Origin of the sequence: Sphingomicrobium arenosum (assembly GCF_026157085.1) — a bacterium.
GTDB lineage: Bacteria > Pseudomonadota > Alphaproteobacteria > Sphingomonadales > Sphingomonadaceae > Sphingomicrobium > Sphingomicrobium arenosum.
Window position 1 is genome coordinate 1927947 of the sequence record NZ_JANPVN010000001.1, and the last position, 19592, is coordinate 1947538.

At 67.5% G+C, this 19592-nt stretch carries 21 protein-coding genes; 16 read left to right on the forward strand and 5 right to left on the reverse strand.

Going from position 1 to position 19592, the window contains the following annotated elements:
• Window positions 1-20 precede the first annotated feature (20 nt).
• Window positions 21-2366, reverse strand: a complete 2346-nt coding sequence (locus tag NUW51_RS09670) for a S8 family peptidase (RefSeq protein ID WP_265587307.1) — start codon at window positions 2364-2366, stop codon at window positions 21-23.
• Between the two features lie 135 nt (window positions 2367-2501).
• Here NUW51_RS09670 and NUW51_RS09675 point away from each other — a divergent pair, with 135 nt between their 5' ends.
• Together NUW51_RS09675 and dapD are read left to right on the forward strand one after the other, a co-directional pair.
• A complete protein-coding gene (locus tag NUW51_RS09675) occupies window positions 2502-3170 on the forward strand; it encodes a pyrimidine 5'-nucleotidase (protein ID WP_265587308.1) in 669 nt (222 codons plus the stop codon).
• A gap of 2 nt (window positions 3171-3172) precedes the next feature.
• Window positions 3173-3991, forward strand: coding sequence for a 2,3,4,5-tetrahydropyridine-2,6-dicarboxylate N-succinyltransferase (dapD, locus tag NUW51_RS09680; RefSeq protein WP_265587309.1), 819 nt, complete (start codon window positions 3173-3175; stop codon window positions 3989-3991).
• Window positions 3992-4131: 140 nt separating this feature from the next.
• Here dapD and NUW51_RS09685 read toward each other — a convergent pair whose 3' ends face one another.
• A complete protein-coding gene (locus tag NUW51_RS09685; protein WP_265587310.1) occupies window positions 4132-4680 on the reverse strand; it encodes a TlpA family protein disulfide reductase in 549 nt (182 codons plus the stop codon).
• 53 nt (window positions 4681-4733) lie between these two features.
• Between NUW51_RS09685 and NUW51_RS09690 the strand changes: the two genes are divergently transcribed.
• Both NUW51_RS09690 and NUW51_RS09695 read left to right on the forward strand, forming a co-directional pair.
• The gene (locus NUW51_RS09690; protein WP_265587311.1) at window positions 4734-5078 is read left to right on the forward strand and encodes a hypothetical protein; all 345 of its coding nucleotides are present in this window, start codon (window positions 4734-4736) and stop codon (window positions 5076-5078) included.
• Between the two features lie 20 nt (window positions 5079-5098).
• Window positions 5099-5962, forward strand: a complete 864-nt coding sequence (locus tag NUW51_RS09695; RefSeq protein WP_265587312.1) for a UTP--glucose-1-phosphate uridylyltransferase — start codon at window positions 5099-5101, stop codon at window positions 5960-5962.
• Window positions 5963-6116: 154 nt separating this feature from the next.
• Here the strand turns inward: NUW51_RS09695 and NUW51_RS09700 are convergent, their stop codons facing one another.
• On the reverse strand, window positions 6117-6689 hold the full coding sequence (locus NUW51_RS09700) for an HNH endonuclease (protein WP_265587313.1): 573 nt from the start codon (window positions 6687-6689) through the stop codon (window positions 6117-6119).
• A 203-nt stretch (window positions 6690-6892) separates the two neighbouring features.
• Here NUW51_RS09700 and gluQRS point away from each other — a divergent pair, with 203 nt between their 5' ends.
• The 9 genes from gluQRS (at window position 6893) to NUW51_RS09745 (ending at window position 13945) form a co-directional block, all read left to right on the forward strand.
• Window positions 6893-7753, forward strand: coding sequence for a tRNA glutamyl-Q(34) synthetase GluQRS (gene gluQRS, locus NUW51_RS09705; protein ID WP_265587314.1), 861 nt, complete (start codon window positions 6893-6895; stop codon window positions 7751-7753).
• Window positions 7750-7947, forward strand: a complete 198-nt coding sequence (locus tag NUW51_RS09710; protein WP_265587315.1) for an HIG1 domain-containing protein — start codon at window positions 7750-7752, stop codon at window positions 7945-7947. Before gluQRS ends, NUW51_RS09710 begins: the two co-directional genes overlap by 4 nt.
• Before the next feature lie 19 nt (window positions 7948-7966).
• Entirely contained in the window at window positions 7967-8524 is a 558-nt protein-coding gene (locus NUW51_RS09715; protein WP_265587316.1) for a cob(I)yrinic acid a,c-diamide adenosyltransferase, read from the forward strand.
• Between the two features lie 62 nt (window positions 8525-8586).
• Complete coding sequence (gene egtB, locus NUW51_RS09720; RefSeq protein ID WP_265587317.1) at window positions 8587-9828, forward strand: ergothioneine biosynthesis protein EgtB; 1242 nt, start codon at window positions 8587-8589, stop codon at window positions 9826-9828.
• Window positions 9812-10786: an L-histidine N(alpha)-methyltransferase gene (gene egtD, locus NUW51_RS09725; protein WP_265587318.1), complete on the forward strand. Its 975-nt coding sequence runs from the start codon at window positions 9812-9814 to the stop codon at window positions 10784-10786. The genes egtB and egtD overlap by 17 nt, the downstream gene beginning before the upstream one ends.
• 60 nt (window positions 10787-10846) lie before the next feature.
• Window positions 10847-11155, forward strand: a complete 309-nt coding sequence (locus tag NUW51_RS09730; protein WP_265587319.1) for a YggT family protein — start codon at window positions 10847-10849, stop codon at window positions 11153-11155.
• Entirely contained in the window at window positions 11152-12072 is a 921-nt protein-coding gene (gene folD / locus NUW51_RS09735; protein WP_265587320.1) for a bifunctional methylenetetrahydrofolate dehydrogenase/methenyltetrahydrofolate cyclohydrolase FolD, read from the forward strand. Before NUW51_RS09730 ends, folD begins: the two co-directional genes overlap by 4 nt.
• Window positions 12069-13295, forward strand: a complete 1227-nt coding sequence (locus tag NUW51_RS09740; protein WP_265587321.1) for a hypothetical protein — start codon at window positions 12069-12071, stop codon at window positions 13293-13295. The genes folD and NUW51_RS09740 overlap by 4 nt, the downstream gene beginning before the upstream one ends.
• Window positions 13295-13945 carry a MarC family protein gene (locus tag NUW51_RS09745; RefSeq protein WP_265587322.1) on the forward strand — a complete coding sequence of 217 codons (651 nt, stop codon included), beginning with the start codon at window positions 13295-13297 and terminating at the stop codon, window positions 13943-13945. The genes NUW51_RS09740 and NUW51_RS09745 overlap by 1 nt, the downstream gene beginning before the upstream one ends.
• Here the strand turns inward: NUW51_RS09745 and NUW51_RS09750 are convergent.
• A complete protein-coding gene (locus NUW51_RS09750; RefSeq protein WP_265587323.1) occupies window positions 13923-15737 on the reverse strand; it encodes an AcrB/AcrD/AcrF family protein in 1815 nt (604 codons plus the stop codon). The genes NUW51_RS09745 and NUW51_RS09750 overlap by 23 nt on opposite strands.
• 158 nt (window positions 15738-15895) lie before the next feature.
• On the opposite strand from NUW51_RS09750, the gene NUW51_RS09755 reads away from it, so the two are divergent.
• Genes NUW51_RS09755 through NUW51_RS09765 form a run of 3 tightly spaced genes read left to right on the forward strand, consistent with a single transcriptional unit; the run spans window position 15896 to window position 18086 of the window.
• A complete protein-coding gene (locus NUW51_RS09755) occupies window positions 15896-16321 on the forward strand; it encodes a GtrA family protein (protein WP_265587324.1) in 426 nt (141 codons plus the stop codon).
• Window positions 16318-17286: a glycosyltransferase family 2 protein gene (locus NUW51_RS09760; protein WP_265587325.1), complete on the forward strand. Its 969-nt coding sequence runs from the start codon at window positions 16318-16320 to the stop codon at window positions 17284-17286. Before NUW51_RS09755 ends, NUW51_RS09760 begins: the two co-directional genes overlap by 4 nt.
• Window positions 17283-18086: a class I SAM-dependent methyltransferase gene (locus tag NUW51_RS09765; protein WP_265587326.1), complete on the forward strand. Its 804-nt coding sequence runs from the start codon at window positions 17283-17285 to the stop codon at window positions 18084-18086. Before NUW51_RS09760 ends, NUW51_RS09765 begins: the two co-directional genes overlap by 4 nt.
• On the opposite strand, the gene NUW51_RS09770 is transcribed toward NUW51_RS09765, so the two are convergent.
• Window positions 18070-19587, reverse strand: a complete 1518-nt coding sequence (locus NUW51_RS09770) for a hypothetical protein (protein WP_265587327.1) — start codon at window positions 19585-19587, stop codon at window positions 18070-18072. The genes NUW51_RS09765 and NUW51_RS09770 overlap by 17 nt on opposite strands.
• Between the last annotated feature and the right edge of the window lie 5 nt (window positions 19588-19592).

The window sequence follows — 19592 nt, forward strand, 5'->3', positions numbered from 1 at the left end:
CCCTCGCCGCCGCAACCGCCTCAGAATCGCACGTCGTAGCGCACCGCGCCGCCAAGATCGGCGCGCGCGCCCGCGACATGGCCCGGTTCGGACCGGCGATACGCATTGGCGCTCAGCCAGCCGCCCCTGAAGGGCGTGCCATAGCTCAGCTCGCTCACCCATTCGCGGCCCGAGGGGCTGAGCGAATAACGCTGCTGGCCGAAGCTCGCGGTCTCGCTGGCATAATCCCACGCAGTGGGCAGCCACAGGTCGAGCCCGCCCGCTTCCACCCGCAGCGGCTGCGACACCCGAAGCCCGAGCCGGTCGCTGCCGCGCCACAGGTTGGCGGTGCCGATGCTCGCGCCATAAGCGCTGGTCTCGAGCGCGCCGCCGGCAAAGCCGGTCCAGCCGCGCCGCGCATCGACCGCCACGTCGAACGCGCCGAAGCGGCGGCGCCATTCGGCAGTGAGGTAGCGCGTCGAGGCGCCCTCGCCCCCGCCCAGCACGGGCGATAGCCGTGCGCCGAGCAGCGTTTCATTCTCGTCGACCTGCGTAACGGTCAGCCCCGCCGTGCCAAAGGCACCGAGCTCGCCCGACAGGCCGAGCGACCAGCTGGCATAATCGCTCCGGCGCTCGTCCCGCGCATCGCGGCTCCAGACCGCCCCGCGCTCGGCACCAAGCGACAGGCTGATATCGCCGAGGTCGCGCACCATGGCGAGGCTCTCGCCGCTCGCCGCCGCGAAACCGCGATCGTCGCGACGGGCGGCGAGCCAATGGCCTTCGCTCACGCCCTTGAGCTGGCGCTGCATCGCGCCGGCGCCCTGGCTAAAGCCCATGGCCACCGCCGTCTTGTCGTCGATCCGCGCGACGAGCTGCGCGGCGAGCAGCCGTGCCTCCTCGCGCTCGGTCCCGACCAGCCCCAGCGGCAGCGCATTGATATCGTCCTTGGCATCCTGGCCGAACTGCGGACGCACCGTCATGGCGAGCGCCACGGGCCCCGCCGCGATCGTCTCGCTGCGCACCGCGCCACCCGCCAGCGCCCGGCCCAGCGGCCGTTCGCCCGGCGCGCGCGCCAGCGTCGCCTTGGGATCGAACCCGAAGGCACGATCATAGCGGTCGGTGACCAGCGTGCCCTGGCCGTCGCCCGTGCTGCCAGCGCCGTCGCCCGCCGCCGCGGGCAGGCCGCCATTGTCGAACAGCGAGACTTCCATGTCGGTCCCGGCGATGCTCGTCGTACCGATGGGCTGGAAAGCGGTGGCGAGGTTGAGTCGCCCGTTGCCGAAGATCGTGTCGATCCCAGCCGCGCCGAGGTCGTCGGCGCTCAGGAACAGGATCTCGATGATCTCGGCGCCGGAGAGATTGGGAAAGGCCTGTGCGAGCAATGCGACCGCGCCGGTGATGACCGGGGCCGAAAAGCTAGTCCCCGACCAGAGGAATTCCTGCCCCGTATGATCGGGCGCGCGCACCTGCGTGCCGAGCGCGGTGAGATAGAAAGCCGCACCGTCGCCCGCCTTGTTCGAATAGTCGGCGAGGAGGCTGGTATCCACCGCGCCGCGGCTCGCTTGGCCGACCGCGCCCGCGATGATCACCATCCCCGGCGCTGCCGCTGCAAGGCCGCTCGCGAAGACGTCGGGCTGGTCGCCGAGCGAGGGATCTTCCCCGTCGTTACCCGCCGAGACGACGATCACCACGCCCGCCGCCGCCGCATCGCGCACCGCGTTGAGCACGACGCGTCCAGGATCGCCCCCGCCGAGCGACAGGTTGATCACCCGCGCGCCCGCCGCGACCGCCGCATCGATGCCCTGTGCGATCGCGACGTCGCCGATGGAGCAGTCATCGGCCGTGCCGCAGGTGCCGGGTTCGTCGGCACGATAGGCGAGGATGGTCGCCTCATAGGCCACGCCCATCGTCGCATTGTTGTCGCGCGCGCCCGCAGCGACCGACGCCACCGCAGTGCCATGACCGTCGCTGTCGCTCACCCCGCGATTGCCGGCCACGTCGGCGCTGGCATTGGAGATGCGACCCGAAAAGGCCGACAGAGAGGGATTGATGCCCGTGTCGATGATCGCCACGCCCACGCCGTCGCCGCTGGCGCCATCTTCATAGGCGCTGATCGCCCCGCTCACGCCGAGATAGCTGCTCGCACGATATTCTGCGGTATCGTAATCGACGGTCGGCGTCGGGTCGGGCGTCGGCGTCGGATCGGGCGTGGGTGCGGGATCGGGCGTCGGGCTCGGCGCCTGCGGGTCCGGGTTGGACACCGGCGGCGGCGGGGTCGAGCGCGGACCGCCCCCGCCCCCACAGGCCGCCAGCCCAAGCGCCATCGCACTGATCCCTGCCAGCGCCACCGACCGTGTCATTCGCTCGTTCATCGCGCGCTCGCTCATCCCGTGCCCCTTTGTCCCGCTCTGTCCGCCCATATGTTTTAACCCGTTCTAAACCATGAAGAATTTGGACCTTCATAGTTAAAGAAAACTTACGCTTTGCTGAAAGCCGGACCAAAAGCTAGGACAAGCGTCAAGATGGACCCGCGCCTCTCCCATATCACCGACTGGATTTTCGATCTCGATAATACGCTCTATCCGGCTGCATCGGGACTTTTCCGCCATGTCGACCGGCGCATGACAGCCTATATCGCTACCCTGCTCGATCTCGATCATGACGCCGCCTACAAGGTCCAGAAGGGCTATTTCCATGCCCATGGCACCACGCTCGCGGGGCTGATGGCCGAACATGGGGTCGATCCGCATCATTTTCTCGAAGACGTGCACGACATCCCGCTGGAAGACATCACGCCCGATCCGCGCATCGTCCATGGCATCGCCCGCCTTCCCGGACGCGCCTTCATCTATACAAACGGCGATGCGCCTTACGCCGCCCGCGTGCTTGAACGTCTCGGGCTCGGCAGCCATTTCGTCCATGTCCACGACATCCATGCCACCGACTATCGGCCCAAGCCCGACCGCCACGGCTACGAGCTGCTACTCGACCGGTTCGACATCGATCCCGCCCGCGCGGTGATGGTCGAGGACATGGCCAAGAATTTGAAACCCGCCAAGCAACTCGGCCTCACCACCGTCTGGGTCGACAATGGCTCCGAACAGGCGCAAGAAGCGCCCGAAACCGCCCATGTCGACATCGCCATCACCGATGTCGGCGACTGGCTGCACGCACTCGACCAAGGGGAATAGGGATGAGCATCGAGACCACCATCGAACAGGGCTGGGACCGCCGCGACAGCGTCAGCGCGTCCGACGAAGCGCTTGCCGAGGCCGTCAAGGAGGCCATTCTCCGCCTCGATTCGGGCGAGGCCCGCGTCGCCGAGCCCGACGGCAAGGGTGGCTGGCGCGTCAACCAGTGGCTCAAGAAGGCCGTGCTTCTCTCCTTCCGCCTCAACCCCATGACCACCATCCCCGGCGGCCCCGGCGGCGCGCCCTGGTGGGACAAGGTCGATTCCAAGTTTCTCGGCTGGGGCGAGGATGCCTTCAAACAGGCGGGTTTTCGCGCCGTGCCCGGCGCCATCGTGCGCCGCGGTGCCCATGTCGCCAAAAATGCCGTGCTGATGCCGAGCTTCGTCAACATCGGCGCGCATGTGGGCGAGGGCGCGATGATCGACACCTGGGCGACCGTCGGCAGCTGCGCCCAGATCGGCCGCAACGTCCATCTGTCGGGCGGCGCGGGCATCGGCGGCGTGCTCGAACCCTTGCAGGCCAACCCCGTCATCATCGAGGACGATTGCTTCATCGGCGCGCGCTCCGAGGTCGCCGAGGGCGTCATCGTCGAGAAGGGCGCGGTCCTCTCGATGGGCGTCTTCATCTCGGCCTCGACCAAGATCGTCGAGCGCCACACCGGCAAGGTCCATTATGGCCGCGTCCCCGCTTATTCGGTCGTCGTCCCCGGCACCCTGCCCGGCCGCGAGGGCCAGCCGGGCCTCGCCTGCGCGGTGATCGTCAAGACGGTCGATGAAAAGACGCGCAGCAAGACGAGCATCAACGATTTGCTGCGCGACTGACCGAGCGTAGCGACGCCGAGGCGGAGCCTCGCCGGAGCAGCGCGAAGAGATCAGTCCGCGCGGACGGCCTGCGCGCATTCTTGCGCGACAGGACCGACGGGGTCAGGCCGCCCTGACCCCGCAAACGCCCACGGCCAATATCAATTCAGCTCGTCCAGCAACGCCGCCGCCTCGTCCCCCGACCAGTCGAGATCGCCGAGATAGCGCCACACCTCGCGCCCTTCGGCGTCGTAGAGGATCGTCGTCGGCATCACCGCCACCGGCAGCTTTGTAGACATCGCCATCTCGGGGTCCTGCCACGTCTCGACGCCGACGATCCCGGCATCCTCGAGGAAAGCCGCGACCGAGGGCTGCGGCCCCATGTCCTGGCTGAGCGTCAGCACCTTCACCTCGCCGCGCTGCGCCAGCGTGACCAGCGTCGGCAATTCCTCGACGCACGGCCCGCACCAGCTCGCCCACAGGTTGACGAGCATCGGCTCGCCCGCGGCCACGTCGGCCAGCGCGACTTCCGCGCCCTCGGGATCGAGCACGGTCACCGCCGGCATCGCCGCGCCGGCATGGCTTCGATCGACCCCGCCCTGTTCGCTGACCACCGGCGTATCGCTGGCGGGCGCGCCCTGGTCGCAGGCGCCGAGAAGGAGGGTGAGCATGGCGGCGCCGAGCGCGCGCAGGGGGTTGGTCGATGACATGGCCGTTACCTAGGGTGTTGGCAGGGCCGCTTCAATGCGGCATTGCGGCGGGGATGGACCAGCGCCTTCTCCTCCTTCTTCTCGGTGCCGCAGCGCTCACCGCATGCGGCGATGCCGGGCCGCTGAAGCCGGCCAGCGGGTCGGACCTCCCGCCGCGCCCGGCGCTCGCCAGCGCGACGCCCTCGTCGGACGATCTCCTCACCCCGCCGCCCTATGCGAGGCCCGAGCGGATCGACGAGCTGGTGCGCCGCTCGACCCCGCGTGCGCCCGATCCCTTCGACCTGCCTCCACCCGAAGGCGGCGCCGCGCCCCAGCCCGACCCCGCCACCAATATCGACGATGACAGTGCCGACGTGTCCGACCTGCCCGGCCCCGACGTCGGCCCCGAACCCGAATAAGCATCAGACGAGGAGCCTTCATGCCCAAGCCCGTCAAATATGCCGTCTTTCCCGTCGCCGGTCTCGGCACGCGGCTCCTGCCCGCGACCAAGACCATGCCCAAGGAAATGCTGACGATCGTCGATCGCCCGCTCATCCAATATGCCGTCGACGAAGCGCGCGAGGCGGGCATCGAGCGGCTCGTCTTCGTCACCGGGCGCGGCAAGGCCAGCCTCGTCGACTATTTCGACATGGCCTACGAACTCGAACGCACGATGGAAGAGCGCGGCAAGTCGATGGCGCCGCTGGCCCCCAGCCGCGCCGGCTTCGGCGAACTACTCACCGTGCGCCAGCAGGAACCGCTCGGCCTCGGCCATGCCGTCTGGTGCGCGCGGCACATCACCGGCGACGAACCCTTTGCCGTGCTCCTCCCCGACGACCTCATGGTCGGCAAGCCCGGCGCGCTCAAGCAAATGGTCGACGCCTATGAAAAGCTCGGCGGCAACATCGTCTGCGCGCAGGACGTGCCGCGCGAGAAGACGAGCTCCTATGGTATCGTCGACCCCGGCGCGAGCCGCGACGGTGCGACCGAGGTCAAGGGCATGGTCGAAAAGCCCGCCCCCGCCGACGCCCCCTCGACGCTCGGCATCGTCGGCCGCTACATCCTCCAGCCCGAGGTGATGGACGAACTGTCGGCGCATGAAACCGGTGCGGGCGGCGAAATCCAGCTCACCGACGCCATGGCCAAGCTCATCGGCAGGCAGCCCTTCCACGCGGTCGCGGTCGACGCGGTGCGCCACGATTGTGGCGACAAGGCCGGCTTCGCCCTCGCCAACCTCGCCCTCGGCATGGCCGACCCCGACGTCGCGCCGAAGCTCAAGGAATGGTTGGGCTCGAACGGCTGACGTCCCGTGGCTGATGGCGTCGAATTCGTGGTCAGGCCGGAGCGAAAATCGTGAGCGTACGCGTCCCGGCGCGCAGGCTAGCTTGCGCTAGCTGAGCACCGGAAGCGCGGACGATGGCGATTTGCAGCCCGGCATGGCCGCGAAGGCGATGCCATCAAGCCTCGAGTTCGACATCCCAGTACAGATAATCGCGCCAGCTCTCGTGCAGGTGATTGGGCGGAAAGCCCTTGCCATGTTCCTGCAACTGCCAACTCGTCGGACGAATGGGCTCGCCCGTCAGCAGCGGCATATGTGCTTCCTTGGGCGTCCGCCCGCCCTTCCTCAAATTGCACGGCGCGCAGGCAGTGGCAACATTCTCCCAGCTCGTCACCCCTCCCTGGCGGCGCGGCACGACATGGTCGAAGGTCAATTCGCGGCCCGAGCCGCAATAGACGCAGGAAAAGCGATCGCGCAGGAAAAGGTTGAATCGCGTGAAGGCCGGATATTCGTTCGGTTTGACATATTGGCGGAGCGCAATGACGCTCGGCAGCTTGATATCGCAGCTCGGCGAATGCACCGTCCGTTCGTAATGATCGACGATATCGACCCGCTCGAGGAACATCGCCTTCACCGCCGTCTGCCACGGCCACAGGCTCAAGGGGTAATAGGACAGCGGCGTGTAATCGGCGTTGAGCACCAGGCACGGGCAGCTGTCGGGGTGCCGGGTGAGGTCGGGGTGGTGATGCACAGGACGTTCCCTCCGTGTCGTTCCCTGTCGGGCCTCGACACCGTCTCCCGGGCGCATCGCACTCACCGAGCGGGAGACCGGCGGCGCAAGGGCCCGTCTTTCCGTCTGTCACCACCATGGATGCCAACCCATGATGCAAGCCTGATGACAACAGAATCTCGAGAATCTGACAAGAGTCACTTTTGCAACAGGTCTGAGTCCCGATGATCACGCGTTTCGCCCCCTCGCCGACGGGCCTTTTGCACCTGGGCCACGCCTACAGCCTCGCGCGCGCGGTCAAGGCGGTGGCGTGGGGCGGCGAGATCCGGCTGCGCATCGACGACCTCGACGCCACCCGCTGTCGCCCCGAGTTCGTCACTGCGCTCCATGAAGACATGGAGTGGCTCGGCGTCCATTTCGACGGCCCCGTGATGGTCGAGAGCGAACGCGTCGCCGCCTATGACGAGGCGCTCGCGCAGCTTCGCCGCCGCGGCCTTCTCTATCCCTGTTTCTGCACGCGAAAGGACATCGAGGCCGCATTGGCCGCCCCGCATGGCGATCCGGGCGCGCATTATCCCGGCACCTGCCGCGACCTGCCCGACGATCCCGCGCGCCGCGACGCCGCGCCGCACAGCTGGCGGCTCGACCATGAAAAGGCCTTGAACGCCATCGGCCATTTGCCGAGCTGGCACGATCATGACGGCACCGTCCATTTCGCTACGCCCGATGATCTCGGCGATGCCATCCTTGCGCGCAAGGACGCGCCCGCCGCCTATCATCTCGCCTGCGTGCTCGATGATGCCGCGCAAGGCGTCACGCTGGTGACGCGCAGCGCCGACCTCGCCCCCTCGACCCCCATCCAGCGCCTGCTCCAGCAGCTGCTCGGGCTGCCCGAACCCGCTTATCTCCACCATTGGATCGTCGTAAATGCCGATGGCAAGCGCCTCGCCAAGCGCGACGAGGCCCCCACACTCCGCCAGATGCGCGCCGATGGTGTCGACGGCCCCGCGCTCCTCGATGCGCTGATGGACGAAAGGCTGCCCTTGGGCTACGCTCTTGCCGACCCTATATGGAGGCCATCATGACGACATTCCTCATCCTCCTCCTCATCGCCGCCATGGGCGCCACCGCCTATGTCCTCGTGCGCGGGGTCATCGCGATGGCCAATGGCAAGGACGTCTCGGGCGCCCAGCAGCAGAATTACATGCAGAAGCGCGTGCTCTTCCAAGGCATCGCCATCATGATCATCTGCGCCATCCTGCTGGTCGCGCGCGACTGACTGCGCTAGGCCTCGCCGCATGGTGAAGCTCACGAAAATCTATACCCGCACGGGCGATGACGGCACCTCAGGCCTCGTCGACGGCAGCCGCGTCGCGAAATACGCCTTGCGCATGCAGGCGATCGGCGACGTCGACGAGGCCAACAGCGCCTTGGGCGTCGCGATCGCCGCCATGACCGATGACGCCGACGTCGCGGCGTTGCGCCGCGTGCAGAACGAGCTGTTCGACCTCGGCGCCGACCTGGCCACCCCCGAAGGGGTCGAGGGTGCCTTACGTATCCTGCCCGAGCAGGTCAGCCGCCTTGAGGACGAGATCGACGCGATGAATGCGGGTCTCGAACCGCTCAAGAGCTTCGTGCTGCCAGGCGGCTCCCCCGCCACCGCGCACCTCTATCTCGCCCGCGCCGTCGTCCGCCGTGCCGAGCGCAAGGCGGTCGCGCTGGCCGCCGATGACGCGGTCAACGATCATGCCCTCGCTTATCTCAACCGCCTGTCGGATCACCTCTTCGTCGCCGCCCGCGCCTTGGCCGCGGCGGGGACAGGCGACATTCTATGGAAACCGGGCGCCACCCGCTGAGTTGACCCCTCGCCCAAAAGGACGGTGGCAATTGCCGGGCCGGGGGTTAAGGTAGGCGTAGCATGGCCCGCAGCGACGAACAGCCAAGGCCCGATCTCGGCAAATCCTATACGGCGACCCGTAGCCTGACGCTCGACCTCGCGGCACCCCTGTCCGATGCCGACGCCACGCTCCAGCCGCACCCCGACGCCAGCCCCGCAAAATGGCATCTCGCGCATACGACATGGTTCTTCGAGACCTTCATCCTGCGCGATCATGTCCCCGGCTACGCGTTGTTCGACGAGGCGTGGCCTTTCCTCTTCAACAGCTATTACGAGGGCGAGGGCGAGCGCCATGCCCGCGCCTGCCGCGGCATGATCAGCCGCCCCAGCCTCGATGAGATCCGCGCCTATCGCGCCCATGTCGACGCCGCGCTTCTGGCCGCCCTGCCCGGCTTTGCGCCCGAGGTGCGCAGCCTGGTCGAGCTCGGCATCCACCACGAGCAACAGCATCAGGAGCTGTTCCTCACCGACATTCTCGCGACCTTGCACGAAAACCCGCTCGATCCCGTTTACATGGACGGCCCCGCCGTGGCCGAGGGCAGCGCCCCGCCGCTCGGCTGGACGCGCCATGACGGCGGCGAGGTCGAGATCGGCGATGACGGCACCGGCTTCAGCTTCGACTGCGAGCGCCCGCGCCACCCCACCCTCCTCCAGCCCTTCGAGATCGCCGATCGGCTCGTGACGCAGGGCGAATGGGCCGCCTTCATGCAAGACGGCGGCTATTCCACGCCCGGCCTCTGGCTGTCCGACGGCTGGGCCTGGGTGTGCGACAACAAGGTCGAAAGCCCGCTCTACTGGGCCTGCGAGGATGGGCACTGGACCCGCTTCACCCTCTCGGGCCGCCGCGCAATCGAGCCCGCGCTCCCCGTCACCCACATCAGCTATTACGAAGCCGAGGCCTATGCCCGCTGGGCAGGCGCGCGCCTGCCGACCGAGGCCGAATGGGAAGCCGTTTTCGGCAATGCCGACGCGCACGCGGGCAACCAGCTCGATGCCGCCGCTCCCGTCATGCCCGACGGCACCCCCGGCCCCTTCGGCGATGCGTGGGAATGGACCGGCAGCGCCTATCTCCCCTACCCCGGCTTTGCCCCCGAGGAAGGCACGGTGGGCGAGTATAACGGCAAGTTCATGTGCGGCCAGTTCGTCCTGAAAGGCGCATCCTGCGCCACCCCGCGCGGTCACGCCCGCGCCTCCTATCGCAACTTCTTCTATCCCCAGCAGCGCTGGCAGTTCACCGGAGTTCGTCTTGCCCGAAACGCTTGAGGCGGAAACGCCGACCACCGCCGATCCCGCCTTTCGCGAGGACGTCCTGAACGGGCTCGCCCAAGCCCAGCCCGCCGTGCCCGCGCGCTGGCTCTATGATCGGCGCGGCAGTGAACTGTTCGACGACATCACCCGGCTCGAGGAATATTATCCGACGCGGACCGAGACCGCGATCATGCGCGATAATGCCGCCGCCATCGCTGCCGCGGCCGGCACCGGCGGCGCGCTGATCGAATTCGGTGCCGGGTCGGCGACCAAGACCCCGCTGATAATCGACGCGCTCCGACCCGATCATTATGTGCCGATCGACATCTCGGGCGACTATCTGCGCGCCTCGGCCGCCGCGCTGCAAGCGGACCACCCCGACCTCGCCATCGACCCGGTCGCGGCCGACTTCACCAAGCCCTTCGACCTTCCGCGGGAGATCGCCGGCCTTGATCGGATCGGCTTCTTCCCGGGCTCCACCATCGGCAATTTCGTCCCGCGCAGCGCGACCGACCTCCTGCGTACCTTCCGCGATATTCTGCGCGACGGGTCGAGGCTCCTCATCGGCATGGACCGCATCAAGGACTTGGATCGCCTGCGCGCCGCCTATGACGATCGCGAAGGCGTCACCGCCGCGTTCAACAAGAATCTCCTCACCCGCATGAAGCGCGAACTGGGCGCCGAGGTGGACGAGGACGCCTTCGTCCACGAAGGGCGTTGGAACGAGATGCTGGGCCGCATCGAAATGCACCTCGTCGCCGTCCGCGACACGGTCATCACGCTCGACGGGCATCGATTCGCCTTCCCCGAGGGCGCCACCATCCATACCGAAAACAGTCACAAGTACGGCCCGCGCGGCGCGCGTTGCCTGCTGCTTGCGGGCGGCTGGACCCCGACGCACGAATGGACCGACGCGAACCACGATTTCGCCTTCATCCTCGCCGAAGCGCAGCCCAACCGCTTCGCGCCCTGATCGCCTTTCCGGCGACGAGCGATGTTGCAGGTGCACATGGGGACGGCTAAGCCGTAGACCATGATCTATGCACTCGTCGGTATCGTCTCGCTCCTGCTCACCGCGCTCCTCTGGGTGGTGATCGCGCAGGTCATCATCAGCTGGCTGTTCGTCTTCAAGGTGCTCGACCCCTACAGCCGCACCGTCGCGACCATCGTCGAGGTGCTCGAGCGCATCACCGCGCCCATCTATCGGCCGATCCGCAAGATCATGCCCGATTTCGGACCCATCGACCTGTCGCCCATGGTGGTGCTGTTCGGTATCTGGATTATCCGCGACAACCTCCTGCCCGGCCTGCTTCTCGAGCTCGGGCCGACGGTGGTCCGATGAGCCCAGCACTCCCGACCGGAGGCCCCACGCGCGGACGCGCGATCGATGGCAAGGCCGCCGCCGCCGCGCTGCGCGAAAAGGTCGCCGAGGCCGCGCGCGAATTCTCGCGCAAGGCGCTGCGAAAGCCCGGCCTGCACGTCGTCCTCGTCGGCGAGGACCCGGCATCGTCCGTCTATGTCGGTGCCAAGGAAAAGGCGCTGAATGCCGCCGGGATGACCGGCGCGGTCCACCGCCTGCCCACCGACACCAGCGAAGGCGACCTCCTCGGCCTGGTGCGCAAGTTGAACAGCGATCCCGCGGTCGACGGCATCCTCGTCCAGCTCCCGCTGCCATCGCACCTCGATGAAGCCAAGGTGCTCGACACCATCGATCCGGCAAAGGATGTCGACGGCTTCCATGTCGTCAACGCCGGCAAGCTCGCGGTCGGCAAGGACGCGCTTGTCCCCTGCACGCCGGCAGGCTGCATCCGCCTCCTCAAGGCGGAGCGCGGCGACCTCAGCGGCCTTCACGCCGTCGTCATCGGCCGCTCGAACATCGTCGGCAAGCCGATGGCGCAGTTGCTCCTCGCCGAAAACGCCACCGTCACCATCGCGCACAGCCGCACGCGCAACCTGCCCGAATTGGCGAAGACCGCCGACATTCTCGTTGCCGCCGTCGGTCGCCCGGAAATGGTCAAGGGCGACTGGGTCAAGGAGGGCGCCACCGTCATCGACGTCGGTATCAACCGCCTGCCCCCCGCCGAGGAGGGCGGCAAGGGCAAGCTGGTCGGCGACGTCGCCTATGACGAGGCCGCGAAGCACGCCGCCGCCATCACCCCCGTTCCCGGCGGCGTCGGGCCGATGACCATCGCCATGCTGCTTGCCAACACGCTCGCCGCCGCCCATGCGCGCGAAGGTTTCGAAGCGCCGTCGCTTTGATCCTCGCCGCGCTCCTCCTCGCGGCTGAGCCCGGCCCGGCGACCGCCGTGGAGGCCGAACGCGCTTTCGCCGCGGACGCGCTCGACCATGGGCAATGGCAGGCTTTCGCCACTTGGGCGGCCGAGGATGCCGTGCTCGTCGGGCGCACCGTGGTGGGGGCCCGCGCGCTCGCCACCGTCCTCGCTGCGCAGGGCGAACCCGAACAGGCGATCCGCTGGTGGCCCACGCTTGGTATCACCAGCTGCGATGGCGCTTTTGCCATCAACAGCGGCCCCTATGTCGATCCCGGCAGCAACGGCGTCGGGCGTTTTCACACCGGCTGGCGGAAGGGCGAGGAGGGCTGGCGCTACATTCTCGACATGGGAATGGAGGCCGACGCCCCCGTGACCGGCCCGGTTGAGTCCCCCGCCATCGCCTGCACTGACCTGCCCGCCTACGAGCCACCCATCACCTTCGAGGCCGAGCGCGCCAGCGGCGGCATCGCCATGTCCCCCGACGCCAGCCTTAAGTGGGAATGGCGCATCGGCCAGTGGGACGATGAAATGGCCCCACACCGCCTGTTCCGCGCCTGGGCGTGGGACGGCGCGGCCTATGCGCCGCTAATCGAGACGCTGCGCCCTATCGCCGACGGCAGCGGCAACCGCACCGTCTCCGCCGTGCAGGCCGAGGTCGCCATGGCCGCGCTGGCCGAGCATGCCGGGCAATGGGCCGCGCTCGATGCCTTCGGCGATGACGAGACCGTCATGCTCGCCTCGACCATCCAGAATATTCGCAAGCGCGCCGCTCATGACGCCGCGCTCCCCGAGCCGCCTCCGCCCGCCCCGCGCTGGTGGCCGCTCGAGAGCCATGTCAGCTGCGATTCCACGCTCGCGCTCAACACCAGCGGCTGGCGGATGCACGATGGCGGCTACGGCCTCCTCTACACGCTGTGGACGCGTCCCGACACCGCCGCGGGCTGGACGCTCGAGGCGATCGTGCCCGCCAATGGCGAGCCCGGGGCGCCGGGTAACCTGCCCGACCCCGTCGTCGCCGCCTGCCAAGGCACGCCGCCGCCGGTCGAACCGCGCAGCCTCGCCCCGGTCGAGGAACGTCAATTCGCCTCCGCTGACGGCACCATGACGGTGGTGTGGAGTTACGAACTCATGCAACCCATCCCGCGCCTCCATGTGCACCAGTGGGACGGCACGACCCGCGCGCTCACCCTCGACATCAGGGTCCAGTAATGACCGCCAGCCTCCTCGCCCTCTTTTCCTCGGCCTTCGTGACCTTCCTTGTCATCGTTGACCCGCCCGGCAATGCGCCGATCTTTGCCGGCCTTACCCGCGACGCCTCGGCCGCCGATCGTCGTCGAATGGCGATCCGCGCCGCGATCGTCGCCTGGTTCATCCTCCTCTTCTTCGCCTTCCTCGGCGAACCCTTGCTCGACGCGTTGGGCATCAGCCTCGCCGCCTTCCGCATCGCGGGCGGCATCATGCTGTTCATTATCGCGCTCGACATGGTGTTCGAAAAACGCACCGAGCGCCGCGAGAACCGCGCGCACGAGATCGAAGGCACCCCCGAGGCCGAAGACGTCTCGGTCTTCCCCATGGCCATCCCGATGATCGCCGGGCCCGGCACCATCGCCGCCATCATGCTCTACATGGCCGAGGCCACGACCTTTGCCGAGCGCATGGTCATCACCGGCGCGATGACGCTGACCATCCTCATCACCATGATCGCGCTGCTCGCCGCCGGGCCGCTCATGAAGCTCATGGGCGCAAAGTTGGAAGCGATGATCACGCGCCTCCTCGGCGTCATCCTCGCCGCGCTGGCCAGCCAGTTCGTCATCGACGGCATCGCCGCCGCTCTGATCAGCGAACTGCAAACACTCTGATCGGCAGCCCTTCGAGGAACGGCTCCTCGACCGGTTCGAGCCAGTCGGGCGTCTCGCCGCGCAGCAAGCGCGCCTCGAGCTGGTCGCTGGCAGGCGGCGCATCGCCCGGCGCGCGCTCGTCGCAGATCATCAGATAGTCGGCCCCATAATGACGCACCGTGCGCGCGGCGTCCTCGGCCTCGGCGGACGGCGATTGCAGTACCGACAAGACATGGCCGATTGCCTCGTCGTTGCGGTGATAGGGACCGGTGATCGTGTCGTGATGCGTCAGCACGAGAAGGCGCGGCGCGAGGTCGATATGGGTGAAGACAGTCGACGGCTCGATCCGATTGAGCAACCCCATCACCCGCGCTTCCTTGCAGAAGAGCACGCCCTCCCCATTGGTCTTGCCCGCCGTCTCCAGCGAGGTGCGAGTGCGCTCCTTGGTCTTTTCCTCGGCGCTCATCGGCAGCACATGCGCAAGGATCGGTGCCAGCGCGCCGATGCCGAGCACCACCACCGCATAGGTGCCAAGGATGCGCACCACCGCCGACCCCGCCGCCAGCGTGCGCGGCAGGAGGAGCGTGACGAACAGCGCCGCGCCCGGAATGGCAAGCAGCTGCGCCGCCGCCCCGGCTCGCACCTGCCAGAACAACAGGCTCGTCGCGACCAGCGCGGGCAACGCGACGATCAGGATCCGCCGCCGCTGATCGCCGTCCTTGGGGCCTAGCCACCAGCCGACCGCATAACCCGCCAGCCCGACCCCCACCGGCAACAGCGCCACGAAGGCGAGGCGCGGGCTGTGCGTCTGCACCCCGCGCGCTTCGGTCACCCGGTCGAGCCATAGCGCGCTGACTTCCGCCGACACGCCCTCGAGCCGGGTCAGGCACTGCGGAAAGGCGAGCGCGTGATAAACAGCGATGCCCACGCCTGCGAGCCCCGCCATCAGCAGCCTACGCCGCCAGTCCGCCGGGCTCGCCCAGGCCAATGCGAATGCCGCCGCCCCCGCGAGCAGCATGTCCGACAGCCACACCGGCGTCAGCGCATCGCAAAGGAGTGCGCGATTGGCCTCGGATGCGAACAGCGCGAAACCGATCGCGCAGCCCCCCGCAAGGCTCGCGCCATAGCTCGCCAAGCGCCGCGATTCCTCGGCGCGCCACACCCAGCCGAGCACCAGCCCCGCGCCGATCAGCGCCAGCGGGACCAGCAATTCCAGTCCGATCACCAGCGACGCCGCCGTTCCCAGCCCCGCGACGATCCCGCCGCGCCGCGCCTGCGGATCGACCGCGCCCGCCAGCACCCAGGCGAGGCAGGCGAGCTGCCAGCCATGATGGTCGATCCGCAAGGGCATGAAGGTCGCCACCGCCAGCGAGGCGAAGATCATTGCCACGACGGCGGGCTGCCAGCCCTTGGGTCCCGCGACCCGCCGCGCGACGAGCGCGACCCCGAGCATGGTGACGAGCAGCGCGACCAGTGGCACCACCGTCGCCGCGAACATCTCGGCGCGATCCTGGCCGACGAAGGGTTCGGCCAGCATGATGAGACCGGCGAGCGGCAGGTCGACCAGCCGCGACCAGTGGATGTCGGCGCCCTCGGGGCTGAGCATTCGATATTGGCGCAGGTCGTACCAACCCTGCCCGGCCAGCCAGTCGCGTACCTGCAGGAGCCGCAGATTGTCGTCGGTGTCGCGCAGGTTCAGCGTGGCGATGGCGACGGCATTGGTCGCGGTAACGATGCTCGTGAAAAGCATCCACACCAGCATCGTGCCGACGACCCAGCGCCGCTCCATCACGTCACGCAACAACCCGAGCATTGTCATCCCCCGCCCTTGTCAAGCTCGACCATCCCCGAGCCTCTTGCCCCATGCAAGCGAAAAGCCTGCGCGCCAAAATCTTTAGAAGCCGTTTACCATGGGGGTGGCACAAGACGCGAAAGCAGCTAGATTCGCCGATCGGGGGGACGACAGGAATAATGGAAGCGGCAATGCGCGAGGCGTGGGACAGGCTCGATCCGGAGCGGCAGGCCGTGCTGGTACAGGTCGTGCGCTATGCCGCGACCGGCTTCGCCATCACCTTGGGCGTGGCACTAGCCTATTGGGTGCTCGCCCATTGGATCGACCCCAATCTGTCGCTCCTCCTCGTCTTCATCGTCTTCAATTTCATTTCCTACGCGCTGCACGGCGCGATCAGCTTCAAGGGTCATGGCAGCCGCGACAATCCGGCGCGCCGCAACCTTCGCTTCGCCATCGTCAACATCGCGGGCTTCGCGGTGAACCAGTTCTGGATCTGGCTGCTCGTCAAGGAGATGGGCGGCCCGACATGGTGGCCGACCGTGCCGCTGGTGCTGGTCACCCCGTGGCTGACGTTCGCGCTGCATCGCAAATGGGTCTACGCATGAACATGATGGACAAGATCGCCCCGCCCCAGCTCACCCTGCTCGTGCCGGTCAAGGACGAGGAAGAGGCCATTCCCGCCTTTCTCGCCACCATCGTCCCGCTCTTGGAAGCGCTCGACGATCCCGCGGCGAAAAGCTTCGAGATCCTGTTTGTCGACGATGGGTCGTCCGACGCCACGCTCCCCCTCATTCGCGCCGCCGCCGCGAAGGACCCGAGGGTCCGTGGTCTCTCGCTGTCGCGCAATTTCGGCAAGGAAGCCGCGCTAACCGCCGGCATCGACCATGCCCGTGGGGCATCCGTCATCCCCTATGACGTCGATATGCAGGACCCGCCCTCGGCAATTGCCCCGATGCTCGCGAAATGGCGCGAAGGGCATGAAGTCGTCGTCGGCGTGCGCGACAACCGCGAGAGCGACGGGCTCCTCAAGCGCTGGAGCGCGGGGGCTTATTACCGCACCCACAATGCCCTTTCGAAGGACAAGATCCCCGAACATGCGGGCGATTTCCGCCTGCTCGATCGCAAGGTCGTCGAGGTCATCCGCGGCCTGCCCGAGCGCAATCGGTTCATGAAGGGCCTGTTCGGCTGGGCGGGGTTTCGCACCGCCACCGTCAGCTATCGCCGCGAGGAACGCGAGGCGGGCACCACCAAGTTCGGTTTCTGGAAGCTGTGGACGCTCGCCCTGGACGGCATCACCTCGGCATCGACCGTCCCCTTGCGCATCTGGTCCTATGTCGGCGGCCTCGTCGCGCTGGGCACGCTCGCTTATGCCGCCTTCATCGTCATCCAGACGATCGTCACCGGGGTGGACGTCCCCGGCTATGCCTCGATCATGGTCGCCGTGCTCTTCCTCGGCTCGGTCCAGCTCATCAGCCTCGGGATCCTCGGCGAATATGTCGGGCGCATCCTTACCGAAACCAAGCAGCGCCCGCTCTATGTCGTGGCCGAAACCATCGGAGACAGCGAATGACCGCCCCCTCTGCCGCCACCGCCGACATGGCCCCCGACGCCATCCGCGCCGCCGAAGGGTCGGCCGACGATGTCGCCTTCCAGCGCAACCTCTACACCGATCCCAACGCCACCCGCCGCCAGCTCCACTGGGACCGCCGCCATTTCGTGATGGACCGCGTGGAGAAATATAGCGCGCCGGGCGACCGGCTGCTCGAGATCGGCGTCGGCTGCGGCATCTTCACCGAGGAAATGGCCGGCCTCGGGCGCCAGGTCGATGCGGTCGACATCCACCCCGCCTATCTCGCCAATGTCGAGGGCAAGCCGGGGATCGCCGTCCACAAGAAGGACGCGACGCAAGAGCTCGGCCTCGGCCCGCACAAGCTCGCCATCTGCTCCGAGGTCCTCGAACATGTACCTCCCTCGGGTAGCCAGGGCCTGCTCGATGCCGTCTTCGACAGCCTCGAGCCCGGCGGTCACTTCATCCTTACCACCCCACAGCGCTGGGCCACCGTGGAACTGATGGCCCGCCTGTTCAAATTCCCCGCCGTCCTCTGGCTCGCGCGCAAAATCTACGGCCATGCCGAGGAACTGGGCCATATCAACCTGCTCACCGCAGGCCAGCTGCGCGCCCAGATCGATCGCGCGGGCTTCGAGGTGGTCGACCAGAAGCGCTTCGGCTTCTACCTCCCGCTCATCGCCGAGGCGGGCGGCAAGCCCGGTGCCAAGCTCCTCAAGGCGCTCGACAAGGCGCTTGCGAAGCTGCCTGTCCTGCGCGGCCTTTTGTGGACGCAGGGCTACGTCCTCAGGAAGCCGGCCTGATCCGGTAGAGCGCCGACGCCTCGTTGCGGCGAAGGAGCTCGAATTCCTCCACATATGCCTCGGGCAGTTGCGCATCGACCATCCACAGATAGTCGAAGGATTCGCGCGGGAAATCGGCCAGCGTCTCGTCGAACAGCGGCATGTAGGGCGGCTTGCATCCCGGCAGCCGCGTCAAATGCGACGGATCGCTGCCGAAGTCGCCGGGCACCTCGTAACGGATCTCCAGCGGGCTCGCGCTGCCGAGGTCCCACATCGAATTGACGAACCCCTTGTTGCGCCAGACATGATAGCCGCCGAGGTGGATGGTGCGGCGCAGCGGCCAGTCGTTCGCGCAATGGTTGGGGCCGTGCACCATGAACAAGCGCGATCCCGTCGGCAGCCCCTCGATCAGCGCGAGCCGTTCCTCGATCTTCGCATCCCACTGCAATGACGTGACCGTGAGTGTCCCCACCCGGAACAGCGCCACGGCGAGCGTGACGCCGGCGATGATGGCGCCGCCCCGCGCATTCTTCACTCCCAGCGCCGCGACGACTACACCCATCAGCACCGGCAGCAGGCGCATGTCGGCAAAGGCCGAACCGACCAGCGTGAAGGGCATCAGCACGTAGGTGACGAGCAACAGCCCCGCCGCGAGCCGCAGCGCCAGTCCGCGAAAGGGCAGGTCGCGCGCGATCGTCCCCAGCCCGATGAAGAACAGCACCGCCACCAGCGTGGCGAGATCGAGCAGCCTGTAGGTATCGCGAAAGGTCGCATTGATATGCGCCAGCTTGAAGCTGAACCAGAAGCCGGTGAACGCGGCTTCGCTTTCGCGCCCCAGCGCCCAGATGAAGAGGTGAACCAACGGCAGGAGAAGCGGCCACATCGCCAGCGCCGCGCGCGCCGCCGCCTGGATCCAGGACGCCCCGTCCTCGCGCCGCCGCGCGACCTCGGCGGCAAAGGCGATCAGCCCCAAAAGCCCCCAGCCCACGACATGGGCGAAATAGACGATGAGCGCGATCGGCAGGAACAGAAGCGCACGCTTCTTCAAGCTGCCCCGCCGCCCCAGCTCCACCCAATAGGCCGCCGCCAAGAGCGCCAGCGCGGCAGCGAGACAATAGTTGGCGAAACCGTAGATATAGGGGTAAGCGAAGGCGAGCGGCACGGCGAGCGCGCTGGCGGGCGACACCCGTCCCGTCGCCGCCTTCGACAGCGTCCACAGTCCCGACACGAACAAGAGCGGGATCGCCATCACCACCAGCTTTACCGACCATTGCAGGCCGATCAACGGCGCCAGCGCGAGGACGAGCACATCGGCGCCGAGGTTCCCCGTCAGCTTCCATCGGTAGCCGTAATAGCGCGCCAGTTCGGGGGTCTGGCCGCCATCCACCGCCACCGCATAGCGCCCGAGATGCCCCGGCAAGTCGCCCAGCGGCGGAATGCTCGTCAGCGCGAAGGGCAGCAGGCACAGCAGCAACAGGAAGAGCAGGTAGGCGCGCCGCTCCCACCATGGGATGCCAGCCATTGCGC